The organism is Priestia megaterium, assembly GCF_023824195.1.
Taxonomy (GTDB): domain Bacteria; phylum Bacillota; class Bacilli; order Bacillales; family Bacillaceae_H; genus Priestia; species Priestia megaterium_D.
Genome location: NZ_CP085442.1, coordinates 3,858,159 through 3,871,882, shown reverse-complemented (window position 1 = coordinate 3,871,882; position 13,724 = coordinate 3,858,159). Strand labels below are relative to the sequence as shown.

Here is a 13,724-nt window from a genome sequence, read left to right as displayed (position 1 = left end):
TTTATGTTTGAATAGTAATAGTTTTCTGAAAGTGAGGTGGAAAAATGAAAGCAGGTCCAATGGTGAAAATGATGGTTTCAATGAGTATTTTTGGTTCAATTGGATTTTTCTCCACACAAACTGGACTGCCTTCCTTTGATTTAGTATTTGTTCGCTGTATTTGTGCAACGCTTTTTCTTGGAATGTGCTGGTTCATAACGGGGGAGTACAAAAGGGAAAAGTGGAATATCAAAGAGATAAAGCAGATTTTACTGTGCGGGGTATTTCTAGTGTTTAACTGGGTGTTTTTATTTAAAGCATTTGAAATGATGTCCGTTACGGTTGCCATTTCTATTTATCACCTTGCACCCGTTTTAGTATTGCTTCTGGGGAGCTTGATGTTTAAGGAGAAAATAACGGTTCTTGGCGTTATGTCTATCTCAATCTGTTTTATAGGAACACTTCTAATTATTGGAGTGGAGCAACTTACGATTGAGGGCTTCATGTCTTCAGGAATACTTTGGGCGCTTTTAGCCGCTTTGTTTTATGCATGCACGACGCTGCTTGGAAAAGGAATTATTCATATGAGTGCTTATGCTGTTACATTTCTTCAGACTTTTTTAGGAATTTTTCTACTGTTGCCGTTTGTTCATTTTAGTGATTTTCATTTCCTAACAACGGCCAACTGGACAGCAATTTTAGTAACGGGCTTTGTACATACTGGTTTAGTGTATTATTTGTTTTTTGACAGCCTGCGCTATTTAAAAACTCAGGTAATTTCAGTTCTGGTGTTTTTAGATCCAGCTGTTGCTATTTTATTAGATACAGCATTCACAGGCTTCCGCCCGACGTTTCTTCAGCTTGCAGGCATCGTTTTGATCTTTTTAGGAATGCTGTTTACCTTAAAGCGAAAACCAGAATCTGAAAAAAACATTTCCAATAGTAAGGTTCAAAAAAACATATAGAATTTTCCATTTAATTTGTTGGTGCTCGTTCATTAGAAAAGGGGAGCTGTCATGAAAGTTAGTAAGCAAAACGCAGAACATTACGTGTGGGGAGGAAAATGCGACGGGTGGCACCTAGTGAAAAATAAAGACGTAAGTATTATTCATGAGCGCATGCCTCCTCATACAAAAGAGGTAAGGCATTATCACACGAGAGCACAGCAATTTTTCTTTGTGCTAAAAGGAACAGCTGCTCTAGAAGTAGACGGAATTATTTATGATGTAAAAGCACATGAAGGAATAGAAGTGCTTCCGTCTATTCTTCATCAAATGATGAATCGTTCGAGCGAAGAGATTGAGTTTCTTGTTATTTCACAGCCCTTTGCACAAGGAGACCGCATAGCTGTTGATGAAGATGAAGACTAAGCATAGATAAGTCCATTTTTACTAGTCCTAACAGTAAGCGAAGAATACTGTCCAGTACAATAGTACCTTTTCATTCAGTAAGTGAAATATTATGATCAATAAAATAAAAATACTTTTATTGCAGAGCAGAAATGTGGTAAATTAATATGTATGCAATATAGGGAGAACAAAATTTACAAATTAACAATTGTGTAATATTAACATCACGATAAAAAATAAGAGATTACAAGTTAAAATGTAAATTTTGTAGATGACTAAAAAAAGAGATGAAGATGATATTGTTTGACAAATTGAATCATTTTCAGGTAATCTTTTGCAGGACGTAACCGTTACGATTTAATGTAGGGGACTTTCCTGAGGTTAGCTGAACATGAAATCTCTACTTTTTAGTGAAAGGAATTTGAAAATGAAAAAACTATTTTCAAAGCCGTTGTTTTACTTTTTTATAGCGGTTTTATTCATGTGGATCAAGTCTTACATGTCTTACAAAGTGGAGTTCAACTTAGATATAAGTGACTCAATGCAAAAAACGTTATTGTTTATTAATCCAATTAGTTCAACTTTGATCTTTTTAGGGTTAGCATTGTTTGCAAAAGGAAAAAGATCCATCGTTTGGACGCTTATTCTTAGTACAATCATGACGGTCATTTTGTACAGCAATATTTTATATTATCGATTCTTCAATGACTTTGTGACATTGCCTACTTTAACGCAAACAAGCAATGTGGGTCATATGGGAGGCAGTATCGCTGATTTAGTAAAAGCTCACGATATTTTTTACTTTGTAGATATCATTTTACTGATTGCGCTATTGTTTGTTAGAAAAATCGAATGGCCAAAAGCACGTCTTAAATTCCGTTATACGTTCATGGTACTAGCGGCAGGAGCTATCGCTTTTGCAATTAACTTGCACTATGCTGAAAAAGATCGCCCTGAATTATTAACAAGAACATTTGATCGCAACTACCTAGTGAAATATTTAGGAGCATACAACTACACGGTGTATGATGCAGTTCAAACGTTTAAAAACTCAAAGCAACGAGCATTCGCAAGCAGTGATGACTTAACAACAGTGAAAAACTTCAGTACAAGTCACTATGCAGCTCCAAATATTGAGTATGCCGGTAAAGCAAAAGGGAAAAACATTATTAAAATTCATCTAGAATCATTTCAGTCATTCCTGATTAACTATAAGTTAAACGGGCAAGAAGTAACGCCGTTTTTAAATTCATTAGCAAATGGAAATGAATTTATGTATTTTGATAACTTCTTCCATCAAACAGGACAAGGTAAAACAGCTGATGCAGAGCTTATGATGGATACGTCATTATATGGCTTGCCTCAAGGATCAGCATTTAGCTTAAAAGGCCGCAACACGTACCAAGCAGCACCAGCGATCTTAGATCAAGAGGGTGGCTATACAAGTGCCGTTTTACACGGAGACTATAAAACGTTCTGGAACCGTAATGAAATTTATAAGCAGTTCGGTGTGGATAAATTCTTTGACGCAAGTTATTACAATATGACTGGTGATAACAAAGTAAACTATGGATTAAAAGATAAGCCATTCTTCAAAGAATCTATGCCAATGCTACAGTCATTGAAGCAGCCGTTCTATGCGCATATGATTACATTAACAAACCATTTCCCATTTGTCCTTGATAAAGGCGATGCTAGCATTGAGCCGGCAAACACAGGAGATGGAACGGTAGACCGTTATTTCCAAACGGCTCGTTATTTGGATGAATCACTGCAAGAATTCTTTACAGAGCTAAAAGCTTCAGGCTTATATGACAACTCAGTTATTATGATTTACGGCGACCACTATGGTATTTCTGAAAATCATAACAAAGCAATGGAAAAAGTTCTTGGCGAGAAAATTACGCCATATAAAAATGCTCAGCTTCAACGCGTACCGTTCTTCCTTCACGTACCAGGTGTAAAAGGTGGAGTGAACCATACGTACGGCGGTGAAATTGACGTAGTACCTACGCTTCTTCACTTAGTGGGAATTGATAGTAAAGAGTATGTTCAATTCGGTACAGATTTATTATCAAAAGACCATGATCAGGTAGTAGCATTTAGAAATGGTGATTATGTTTCTCCGAAATACACGTCAATTGACGGCAAGTATTACGATACAAACACAGGAGAAAGAATCACAGTAACAGACGAAGCGAAAGCTTATAAAAAGAAAGTTGGAAGAGAGCTAGAACTTTCTGATAAAGTGTTATACGGTGATTTATTACGATTTAATAAATTAGATGACTTTAAACCGGTCGATCCATCAAAATACATGTATGGAAAAGACCAAGAAACAGAAAAGTAATGTAAGCTTTCACACCATACAATCCAAACAAGCAAGTAGAGGAGCTTTTTAAAAGCTTAGCTACTTGCTTGTTTTATGAGAACTTCATTGAAAAAGAAAGCTGGTGACAGAAACGTGGAGCGAACAAGACGCAAAAGAAGAAGAAGAGTTCGATGGGGCAGAGTGTTCTTTGCTTTGTTGTTCCTTTTTATTATCGTTGGGGGCATATACAGCTATTTCCAATATAAGCAAGGGCTATCGATGGCAAGTGATGGTCAATTTGCGGATGACGGCACGACATTTGAACAGTTTCAAGGCAGTCTCCCAAATAACGGAGAAGTAAATATGCTGCTGTTAGGAAGTGACTCGCGCGGGGAAAAGCATTCTCGTACAGACTCTATTTTAATTGCTCACTACGATTCTAAAAGCAAGCACCCGAAAATTGTTTCCCTTATGAGGGATATGTACGTGGATATTCCAGGACACGGCAAGCAAAAGCTGAATGCTGCTTACGCGTTCGGAGGTCCTGAGCTGCTGCGTCAAACGATTAAACAAAATTTTGATATCGATATTAACTATTATGCAGTTGTGGACTTCGAAGGTTTTTCAAAAATTGTAGATACGATTGCGCCTGATGGCATTGAAGTAACCGTGCCTCACGATATGTCTTCGGGAATTGGTATGACGCTTCACAAAGGTACCCAAGTTTTACACGGTGAACAGCTGCTTGGCTACGTACGTTTTCGCCATGATAACATGAGTGATTTTGGACGCGTTCAGCGCCAGCAAGAAGTCGTTTTAAAGCTTAAAGATGAAGTAGCAAGCCTAAACAGCGTGTTTAAAATACCGAAGCTTCTCGGCGTAATGGATCCTTACATCGATACAAATTTAGATACAAAAAGCATGATGCTTCTGGCTAAAGATGTGGTAACAGGAAACATGAAAGATGTTCAAAGCCTGCGACTGCCGTTAGACGGATCATTTGAAAACAAAACGTATAGCGGTGTTGGTATGGTGCTTGATATTGATTTAGATAAAAATAAAGAGGCGCTGCAAGAATTCTTAAATGACAAATAAAGAAAAGCCTCGAGACGCATGTCTCGAGGCTTTTTCCTTATACATAGACGATGATGCGTTTGAATGATGTAATTAAACTGGTCACTATACCGGAGCATACAACAATGAATAATGAATAAATAGCTGTATCGTTTTGAAGCAGTAAAATACCTGAAATAATAATAGATGCGTCAATCACTAAAATGATGATGCCGGGGTTTAAAGATAACCATTTCGCAAGTATCAGAGAAAATAAGTCGACCCCGCCTTGACTTGCGTGCTGCCGGAGCATGATGCCGGTTCCGATTCCGTTAAAAACACCTCCAAGGCAAGCGCTTAAGATAATGGGAAGGTGAAAAATCCCGTGAAGCGGAAACAGCAAATCAATCATAACGGCTGAGAGAACCATGCCATAGATAGCATTTAAAAAATAAGAGCGGTTAAAACCCAAGGCGAGAAGGTAAATCGGCAAGTTTAAGCAAAAAATCATCACACCTACTTTATAGCCAAGTAAATAATTAATGATTAAGCTAATTCCCGTAATGCCTCCTGTTACAAGCTGAAGCGGAAGAATAAAAACGTTAATTCCGATACTAACAAACACACTGCCAATTCCAATTGCAATCAATTTTTTATACATGCTGTCTCATCCTTGTCTATGAATCTCTTTATATGTATATGAAGACAAGCAGAGTTTCAGCACAAAGACCGCTTTAGAAACCATAATGAACGGATTAAATATATGCAAAGGAAGCTGTTTTAAGATGCAAATGTGTTGCATAAACATGGTTCACCATAGACAATAAGAATTAACGAAGAAGGTAAATGGAGGAGAAAAAATTGATCGTTCGAAAAGCTAGAGAAGAAGAAACATCATCTATTGAAACAGTGACGCTTGCTGCCTATGAGCAATATGCAGCTGTAAAATCAGAAGCACACTGGAAAAGATATCGAAAGGGAATTTTACATACCTTGAGTGAAGAAAAGAAATTTGAGTGCATTGTAGCTGAAATCGATGGAGAAATGGCAGGAAGCGTTTTGTTTTATCCGCCGAATACGGATGTATATGGAGGGTTGTTAAAGCCATTTCCATGGGCTGAAATTCGTCTGCTGGCAGTTGCTCCGTCTCATCGCCGAAAAGGAGTCGCCAATGCGCTTCTTGAAGCGTGTGAAAAAAAATCTCGGGAGCTAGGGTGTTCTTATTTAGGTTTACATACAGATAATTCAATGGAACATGCCATTAAGCTGTACACTAAAAGAGGTTACGTTCGCTTTCCTGATAACGATTTTTATCCGGTAAAAGATTTGCACGTTATGGCATTTAGAAAATCAGTTTAATAAAAAAAGCCTTTGAAATCATTGATTTCAAAGGCTTTTTTTATTTATATAACGTGACGATTCCAGTGGCGGTGAGCTGAAATAGCTTCAATAAACTCATCTGTAAAGCGTGTAGTTTCTCCAGTTACGACACCGGGACTACTATCTAAGCCAGAAGCTTTCAGCCACTTAACACCTTCATCTGTCGCGCCAATTGGTTTAAAATGCTCGAATGCTTCTTGAGCAAACGTCAGTGCTTCTTTACGAAACTTCTCATCAGCTGACGAACTTCCGACAACATAAACCGCATCGAATAAGACAGAATCACTTGTTAAGAACGTGTGCTGTACTTCAAGTTCTAACCCGTCTGTTCCTTTTACGTTTTGGAGGGTTGTGCTTACAATTTCAGGCTGAATGCCCTGTTGTTTTAAACTGTTTAACACTTGTGGTAGGTCACTGCTAAAGTCATTAGCTAGAATGACAGCTACTTTACGCGTATTCGGCTTTTTAATCGTCTGTTCCTGACTAAGAGCCGGAGATGACTTGGTCACTGGCGCGTCTTCTCCTGATGGAGGCGTTGCACCAATCGCTTGTGCTACTTGTTTAGCTAGCACTGTACTGACGTTGGCAAACATATCAACGACCTGCTGCTGAACAGACTTGCTTTTCACTTTTCCAAGCTCAAAGCTGAAAGCACTGATAATATGCTCTTTTTCAGGGTCGCTCATGCTATTCCAAAATAGCGTTGCCTGTGAAAAGTGGTCTTTAAAACTTTCGCTTCGGCTTCGAACTTTTCTTCCTTCCACTTTTTCTTGATAGTGAGCATAACCGCCCTCTGACTCTGGGACAGGAGCCGGCGTATTGGCTGCAAGAGAGTTTCTGTGATAGCTGACAGGCCCTTTGTTAATCGTTTGACGTCCGTAGCCGTCTCGTTGATTGTTATGAAACGGGCATACTGGACGGTTGATTGGAAGTTCATGAAAATTCGGACCGCCCAGACGAATAAGCTGGGTATCCGTGTATGAAAACAATCTCCCTTGTAAGAGAGGATCATTGGAAAAATCAATTCCCGGTACCACATGCCCCGGATGGAATGCGACTTGTTCCGTTTCGGCAAATACGTTGTCTACATTTCGATTTAAGGTCATTTTTCCAACCAATTTGACGGGAATGTCTTCTTCTGGCCAAAGCTTAGTTGGATCGAGAATGTCAAAGTCGAACTTAAATTCATCTTCCTCAGCTATGATTTGAAGCCCTAGCTCATATTCAGGATAATCTCCGTTTTCAATCGACTCCCATAAATCGCGGCGATGAAAATCAGGGTCTTTCCCAGAAATGGTTTGAGCTTCGTCCCAAACAAGGGAATGCGTTCCGAGCACAGGCTTCCAGTGGAATTTGACAAAATGAGCTTTTCCTTCTGCATTAACTAAGCGAAAAGTATGTACGCCGAAGCCTTCCATCATACGCAAGCTGCGTGGAATTGCACGGTCTGACATTGACCACATGACCATGTGAGCAGACTCTTGGTTATTGGCGACAAAATCCCAAAACGTATCATGTGCTGAAGCCGCCTGCGGCATTTCGTTGTGTGGCTCAGGCTTAACAGCGTGAATTAAATCCGGGAATTTAATCGCATCTTGGATAAAGAACACGGGAATGTTATTTCCAACTAAGTCATAGTTTCCTTCTTCTGTATAAAATTTTGTTGCAAAACCACGGGCGTCGCGCACCGTTTCAGCTGAACCTTTAGAACCTGCTACAGTAGAGAAACGGACAAATACAGGTGTTTTTACAGACGGATTCTGTAAAAATTTAGCTTTTGTATATTCACTGAGAGAGTCATACAGTTCAAATTCTCCGTGAGCAGCGAAGCCGCGCGCATGAACGATGCGTTCAGGAATGCGCTCGTGGTCAAAATGCGTCATTTTTTCACGGAAATGAAAGTCTTCCATAAGGGTTGGACCACGTTCACCCGCTTTTAAAGAAAATTCATCTTCGGAAAGCTTTAACCCTTGATTGGTTGTGAGCGCTTGGTTTCGATCATCTGTTTTAAACTGCTCGAGCTGTTCTTGCTTGCTTTTTTCATTTACAGGGTGCTTTTTTGTCATACCTGTCTTCCTCCTTGACCTTCAATTAATAATCATTACAAAATGTGTACCCTATCAAAAGTTGAAGCAAACAGAAATGTTGGAATTTTTTCGTAGGAAATCCGTTATTTTCTTGTTATGATTATGAATAAGTATTCATAAATAAGAAAATAAAAGGAGAGGGGATACATAGATGAAAACACGGGTAACAGATTTATTAGAAATTCAATATCCAATTGTACAAGGAGGTCTGGCGTATTTAGCGTACGCAGAACTTGCTGCTGCTGTCTCAAATGCAGGAGGGCTTGGACAAATTACAGCTATGACGCTCCGAACACCTGAGAAACTTCGAGCTGAAATTAAGAAAGTACGTTCTTTAACTGAGCGTCCTTTTGGCGTTAATTTTGCTGTTGGAGGTCAAACAGAAGGTTCTTATAAAGAACTTCTCGACGTAGCAGTAGAAGAAGGCGTTCCGGTTGTTTCCATAACAGGAGCAAATCCCGCACCTATTTTTGAGAGATTAAAAGGAACGGGAATTAAAACGCTCGTGCTGGTAGCCAACGTGCGTCAAGCTCAGAAAGCTGAGAAGTTAGGAGCAGATGCCGTCATGGCAGTGGGGCAAGAAGCAGGAGGACATATCGGACGTGAGGATCTCGGCACAATGGTGTTAATTCCTCGAGTAGCTGCGGCTGTGTCAATTCCGGTCCTTGCAAGCGGAGGGATTGGAAACGGACAAGGATTATTGGCAGCGTTATCATTAGGCGCTGAAGGGATTGAAATGGGAACGCGTTTTATCGCGACAAAAGAATGTGTAGATGCCCACGATGCGTATAAACAAGCTATTGTAGAAGCAAAAGAAACCGATACTGTGGTTATTAAACGTTCGTTCGGAGCGCCTGGACGCGTATTGAAGTCTCATTACACTCTTGATATTATTGAGCGTGAGCAGCAAGGAGAGAGGTACGAAGAGTTAAAAGACGTCATTAGCGGAGGGGCAAACTGCCGGTATATTTATGAAAATAAAATCGATGAAGGCTATGGATGGGCAGGCCAAGTCGTTGGACTGATTGATAGTATCCCAACGGTGCAAGAGCTTTTTGACAGTATGATAGAAGAAGTGCACGTCGGTTCTAAACGACTGCTGAGTATAGTGGAAAAGAAGTAGATATACAAGCCGTCATACTGCAGCAATTATTCGCATATTTATAATCTATATCTCTAAATGAGGTGAGAAAATGAAAAGGATGCGAGCATTTGCTATTATGACGTTTTTAGTAGTAGGTTCAGGGTATGCAGTTTTTACTAAAAAAGAAGAAGTTTCCAAGACTCAGCAAGCACAAGTGTACGAAGAAGCAAAGCCTGTTATTAAACAAATGGACAAACTGGATATTTGGCATAAAATCAGCAGCGGTTTAACTGAAGCGGGCTATGAATCAAGAGGCGTGAATTCTTCCCTTTACTCAAAAGACAGAGTAGAGCTGGATGTGTATATGGAGCCTTCCGTTTCATCTGATGCCAAAACGCAAGAAACTATTAAACAAATGGTATATAAAATACTGGAAGAAAATAAGTTTCAGCAAAAGGCCTTTCACGTAACAATTAAATTCCTGCCCGAAAAACAAGCAAAATAGACTTGTCTCGGGCAGGAAATTTTTTTATTAAAATGCTTTTTCATTGGCTGCTGGAATACTCTCTGGGAGAGAAATTTCAGCATTTTTGGGCTGATACGCAATTTTTCCATCCAGCACATCATTTGCTTTTTGTAGGTCTAATAAATTTTCCCATCTTGCGATAATAAAAGCAGCTACCGCATAACCAATAATATTAACTGTAGTCCGGTAATTACCCATAAAGCGATCAGGAGCGAGCATCAGAGCAACGGCTGCTACCGGAATGGATCCGGTTGCTGCTGCGGTCGCAGAGAGAGCAACAAAGGCTGAGCCTGGAATGCCAGCCATTCCTTTAGATGTAAGAAGCAGGACACCAAGCATTAAAATCTGATCAGTGAGGCTCAAGTCTATGCCCGTTGCTTGTGCTAAAAAGACGAGGGCAAGAGACAAGTAAATGGAAGCACCGTCTAGATTAAACGAATAGCCAGTAGGCACAACAAGGCCAACGACTGCTTTGTTGCATCCTGCTTGTTCGAATTTATCCATGAGCTGCGGCATAACGGCTTCAGTGGAACCCGTAGCAAATGCCAGCATAATTTCTTCTCGTATATATAGAATGACTTTCCATAAACTTAATTTTAAATAGATTCGTAAAATAGCAGCTAAAACAAGAACAAATGCTAGACAAGCAATTGTCATAGCGATAAATAGCTTTCCAAATGCAGCAAGTGTTCCAAGACCGTACTGACTAACTGCAAATGCCATGGCGCTAAACGTGGCAAGAGCCGTTAATTTCATAATGTATCCCATAATTTTAAACAACACATCATTTACTTTTTCCAATACATTTAAAAGGGTCTCTGCTGTTTTTCCGCCTATATGGACAAGCGCGATGCCAAACAAACAAGAAATTAAAAGCACTTGAAGCATAGAGTTGCTTGAAAAAGCACCAACTGCACTGTCTGGAATCATATTAAGAAAAAAATCACCTTCACTCGGAAGTTCGGAGCCGTTTGTCTTCGCGTCCACTTCGCTTGTGCTTAAGCTTGAAGGATCAACATTCATACCGGTGCCGGGATTCATTACGTTTGCTACTAATAGACCGATTAATAGAGCGAATGTTGTGACAATTTCGAAGTAGAGAATGGTTTTTCCACCGATACGCCCAACTGTTTTAATGTTTCCAACCTTGGCAATTCCAACAACAACTACTCCAAAAATAAGAGGAGCAATCAGCATTTTGATAAGCTTAATAAAACCGTCTCCAATCGGTTTCACAGCATTTCCAAAGCTTGGCCATAGATATCCTACGGCTATGCCAAGCACAATTGCCATCATAATTTGAAAGAAAAGACCTTTATAAAAAGGTTTTTTCTTACTTTTTGCCGCTGTTTTTGTCATGTGTTCTCCCTTCGTCCTACAATTTTTTTAAATATCACAATAGATGTTATGTTTTTTTACATTTTAACGTAAGGTTGTTTGAGGTGTCATTGGTCTCTTTGACTAAAATTCAATAAAAATATTAGTTGAAGTGTATAAGAAGAGCAGGGAAGTGGTTTAAAACATTATTATTTTTAATGTAGATATTTAAAGAAACTAATAAAAAGCACATGCAAAGGCATGTGCTTTTATTTGTTAAATTAATTTAATTCCGCTAATTAGAATGATGGTTGCCATGATGGCTTGAAGCGGTCTTGAAGGCACTTTCGTTGATAAACGGCTTCCGAGTAACACACCTGGAATAGATCCAGTTAATAGGTTAGCAGTCAACATGTAATCCACGCTTCCAAAGCTTGCATTTAAAATACCAGCCACCGTAACGAGAAGAAACGCATGTGCAATATCAGTTCCAACCAGCTCAGATGTTTTTAGCTTAAATAAGTACAGCATCGCAATCGCAAATAATGAGCCCGAACCAATCGATGTTAGTCCGACAATGAATCCAAAGACTACGCCAATTCCGATTGTTAATCCTTTTTTCTGATCTAAGTCCATTTCCTGAAACCGATTTGGGCGAATTAATTTATCAAAAAAGACGCGAAAGATAATTGAAATGGCAACCAGCGTCATGACATATCCAAGAGCGTGCTTAATAATCGTTTCTTGATGCTCGTGAAAAGATGGGAATGCATGAAGTGTGACAATAGCCAGCACGGCGCTCGGAATACTTCCGAAGGCTAAATATTTTGCTAATTTAAAGTTAATGGTTCGCTGTTTGTAGTGCTGAGCGACTCCGAATAATTTTGTGATAGAATTGTAGACAAGATCTGTTCCTACGGCAATGGAAGGGTTAATGCCGAGTACAATCAGTAAAGGTGTTAATAAAGCGGCACCTCCAACCCCCGTTAAGCCTACAAGGGTTCCAACGAATAATCCCATTAAGGTAATTGATAGTTCCATATTTCGTCCTCCTACTCTCAAAACCAAGTACATTGATCTGATTATAGAGCATTGTAGCTCATATGTAAATAAAATTCTGAATATTTTTAGTGAAGTTGAAAAGGTTTTCTTATCCTTCACTATTTTAGGGAACGGACGATAAAGTCATAGGAAGTTATAAAAAAGTAAATAGAATACGTTTATTTATCTATGATTACGCTCTAATTTGTGTTACAAATGTAAATGCAATAAAAGAGTTTATTTTTATCTCATTTGAAAGACCGGTGAATGCATGAGTTTTGTCACGAAAGATTTGTTAATTAATTTTTTATTTATTTTATTGGCGCTGTTTTTAGTGCAGATGTTTTATTTAATCAAGTATGCTAAAAAAATTCATTGGTGGAAAGATCGTTATATCGCGGTATTTCCGATTTTAGCCATTACCTTTTGCCTTTTGTTTCCGGTTAACGGAGCTTATGTCCCGGATGACTATCGAATGGATTTACGAAGAATTCCTTATATTTTAGGAACGTTATATGGAGGCTGGCCGCTAGGAAGCTTGCTTTTTGTCTTTATTTTACTGCTGCGCTTGCTAATTGGCGGGTACGATGTAGGGTTTTTATCAACATTAATTGCTCTTCCGATTTTATCCATTCCTTTATTTTTCATAACAAAATACTTTTTACATTTCTCATTAAAAAATAGAATTATCGTGAGCACCTGTCTTAGTGTAGTCGGTTCTTTATTAGCTATGCTTGTATCTATTTTTGTCTTGCACGTAACAAGCATTCCTATTAGCGTGTGGGTTCAATTCGCGATTTTAGATGTAGCAGGCATGTTTGTGATTACCATACTCTGGGAAGCGATACGGGCAAATTTATTAGTGCTGCAGCGCCTGATGAAAGCAGAAAAACTAGAAATTGTCAGTCATTTGGCCGCCAGCATCTCTCATGAGGTGCGAAATCCTCTAACTGCAAGCAGAGGATTTATGCAAATGCTGCAAGAAGATGAAAAAGAACCTGCTAAAAAACGCTACATTTCCATTGCGATTAATGAACTAGATCGTGCAAAAGAAATCATTGATGATTACTTGCTGTTTGCCAATTCTGCTCCGGAACGAAATGAAAAAATGAATATTTCAGAAGAGATTCATCACGTCACCCATATTATGACGCCTCTTGCAAATATGAATGGAGTCGCTATTGATTTTACCTTTGATGAAGAAGTGAAGTTCTTCGTAATGGGAGAAAGAAGAAAGCTTCAGCAGTGCCTAATCAATTTATTTAAAAATAGTATTGAAGCCATGCAAAATGGAGGCACGTTAACCGTTAAAGTAGCAAAAGAAGGCGGGGTTGTTATTGTGGATATTATCGATACAGGCTGCGGTATGACGCAAGAACAAATCAACCGGTTAGGAGAACCGTATTTTACAACAAAAGAAAAAGGTACGGGGCTTGGAACGATGGTATCTTTCAGTATTATTCATTATATGAAGGGAAAAGTGAGTGTGTCTAGCATAAAAGGAAAAGAAACGTGTTTTTCACTTGAATTTCCCCTTTGTGAATAAAGAGGCTGGGACAAAAATTATTTAGTTGAAGGAAGATCCGAATGCGTTTGA

The 13,724-nt window shown here is 39.0% G+C and carries 12 protein-coding genes; 8 read left to right on the top strand and 4 right to left on the bottom strand.

What is annotated here, in order from left to right; genetic code table 11:
- Positions 1-44 precede the first annotated feature (44 nt).
- The 4 genes from LIS78_RS20115 (at position 45) to LIS78_RS20100 (ending at position 4,734) form a co-directional block, all read left to right on the top strand.
- Positions 45-944, top strand: a complete 900-nt coding sequence (locus tag LIS78_RS20115; protein WP_252284259.1) for a DMT family transporter — start codon at positions 45-47, stop codon at positions 942-944.
- A 51-nt stretch (positions 945-995) separates the two neighbouring features.
- Positions 996-1,349: a cupin domain-containing protein gene (locus tag LIS78_RS20110; RefSeq protein WP_209150580.1), complete on the top strand. Its 354-nt coding sequence runs from the start codon at positions 996-998 to the stop codon at positions 1,347-1,349.
- Between the two features lie 406 nt (positions 1,350-1,755).
- The gene (gene ltaS, locus LIS78_RS20105) at positions 1,756-3,678 is read left to right on the top strand and encodes a lipoteichoic acid synthase (RefSeq protein ID WP_252284258.1); all 1,923 of its coding nucleotides are present in this window, start codon (positions 1,756-1,758) and stop codon (positions 3,676-3,678) included.
- A gap of 87 nt (positions 3,679-3,765) precedes the next feature.
- Complete coding sequence (locus LIS78_RS20100) at positions 3,766-4,734, top strand: LCP family protein (RefSeq protein ID WP_252284257.1); 969 nt, start codon at positions 3,766-3,768, stop codon at positions 4,732-4,734.
- 37 nt (positions 4,735-4,771) lie between these two features.
- Here LIS78_RS20100 and LIS78_RS20095 read toward each other — a convergent pair whose 3' ends face one another.
- Positions 4,772-5,353, bottom strand: coding sequence for a YitT family protein (locus LIS78_RS20095; RefSeq protein WP_013058630.1), 582 nt, complete (start codon positions 5,351-5,353; stop codon positions 4,772-4,774).
- A 200-nt stretch (positions 5,354-5,553) separates the two neighbouring features.
- Between LIS78_RS20095 and LIS78_RS20090 the strand changes: the two genes are divergently transcribed.
- Positions 5,554-6,051: a GNAT family N-acetyltransferase gene (locus LIS78_RS20090; RefSeq protein WP_195782131.1), complete on the top strand. Its 498-nt coding sequence runs from the start codon at positions 5,554-5,556 to the stop codon at positions 6,049-6,051.
- A gap of 44 nt (positions 6,052-6,095) precedes the next feature.
- Here the strand turns inward: LIS78_RS20090 and LIS78_RS20085 are convergent, their stop codons facing one another.
- On the bottom strand, positions 6,096-8,138 hold the full coding sequence (locus LIS78_RS20085; RefSeq protein ID WP_209150577.1) for a catalase: 2,043 nt from the start codon (positions 8,136-8,138) through the stop codon (positions 6,096-6,098).
- Between the two features lie 172 nt (positions 8,139-8,310).
- Here LIS78_RS20085 and LIS78_RS20080 point away from each other — a divergent pair, with 172 nt between their 5' ends.
- Both LIS78_RS20080 and LIS78_RS20075 read left to right on the top strand, forming a co-directional pair.
- Positions 8,311-9,282, top strand: a complete 972-nt coding sequence (locus tag LIS78_RS20080) for an NAD(P)H-dependent flavin oxidoreductase (RefSeq protein WP_195782133.1) — start codon at positions 8,311-8,313, stop codon at positions 9,280-9,282.
- Between the two features lie 70 nt (positions 9,283-9,352).
- Positions 9,353-9,748 (top strand): hypothetical protein, encoded by a 396-nt coding sequence (locus LIS78_RS20075; protein ID WP_016765232.1) that lies wholly within the window; start codon positions 9,353-9,355, stop codon positions 9,746-9,748.
- Positions 9,749-9,775: 27 nt separating this feature from the next.
- On the opposite strand, the gene LIS78_RS20070 is transcribed toward LIS78_RS20075, so the two are convergent.
- Positions 9,776-11,128: a cation:dicarboxylate symporter family transporter gene (locus LIS78_RS20070; protein WP_209150575.1), complete on the bottom strand. Its 1,353-nt coding sequence runs from the start codon at positions 11,126-11,128 to the stop codon at positions 9,776-9,778.
- Between the two features lie 234 nt (positions 11,129-11,362).
- Positions 11,363-12,127: a sulfite exporter TauE/SafE family protein gene (locus LIS78_RS20065; protein ID WP_195782135.1), complete on the bottom strand. Its 765-nt coding sequence runs from the start codon at positions 12,125-12,127 to the stop codon at positions 11,363-11,365.
- A 271-nt stretch (positions 12,128-12,398) separates the two neighbouring features.
- Here LIS78_RS20065 and LIS78_RS20060 point away from each other — a divergent pair, with 271 nt between their 5' ends.
- Entirely contained in the window at positions 12,399-13,673 is a 1,275-nt protein-coding gene (locus LIS78_RS20060) for an ATP-binding protein (RefSeq protein WP_209150573.1), read from the top strand.
- The last annotated feature ends 51 nt before the right edge of the window (positions 13,674-13,724 follow it).

What these genes read in the sequence shown, in the direction of transcription:
- LIS78_RS20065 (WP_195782135.1), bottom strand. Translation starts at nt 12,127, where the DNA reads ATGGAACTATCAATTACCTTAATGGGATTATTCGTTGGAACCCTTGTA.
- LIS78_RS20080 (WP_195782133.1), top strand. Translation starts at nt 8,311, where the DNA reads ATGAAAACACGGGTAACAGATTTATTAGAAATTCAATATCCAATTGTA.
- ltaS (WP_252284258.1), top strand. Translation starts at nt 1,756, where the DNA reads ATGAAAAAACTATTTTCAAAGCCGTTGTTTTACTTTTTTATAGCGGTT.
- LIS78_RS20075 (WP_016765232.1), top strand. Translation starts at nt 9,353, where the DNA reads ATGAAAAGGATGCGAGCATTTGCTATTATGACGTTTTTAGTAGTAGGT.
- LIS78_RS20115 (WP_252284259.1), top strand. Translation starts at nt 45, where the DNA reads ATGAAAGCAGGTCCAATGGTGAAAATGATGGTTTCAATGAGTATTTTT.
- LIS78_RS20085 (WP_209150577.1), bottom strand. Translation starts at nt 8,138, where the DNA reads ATGACAAAAAAGCACCCTGTAAATGAAAAAAGCAAGCAAGAACAGCTC.
- LIS78_RS20095 (WP_013058630.1), bottom strand. Translation starts at nt 5,353, where the DNA reads ATGTATAAAAAATTGATTGCAATTGGAATTGGCAGTGTGTTTGTTAGT.
- LIS78_RS20060 (WP_209150573.1), top strand. Translation starts at nt 12,399, where the DNA reads ATGAGTTTTGTCACGAAAGATTTGTTAATTAATTTTTTATTTATTTTA.
- LIS78_RS20070 (WP_209150575.1), bottom strand. Translation starts at nt 11,128, where the DNA reads ATGACAAAAACAGCGGCAAAAAGTAAGAAAAAACCTTTTTATAAAGGT.
- LIS78_RS20110 (WP_209150580.1), top strand. Translation starts at nt 996, where the DNA reads ATGAAAGTTAGTAAGCAAAACGCAGAACATTACGTGTGGGGAGGAAAA.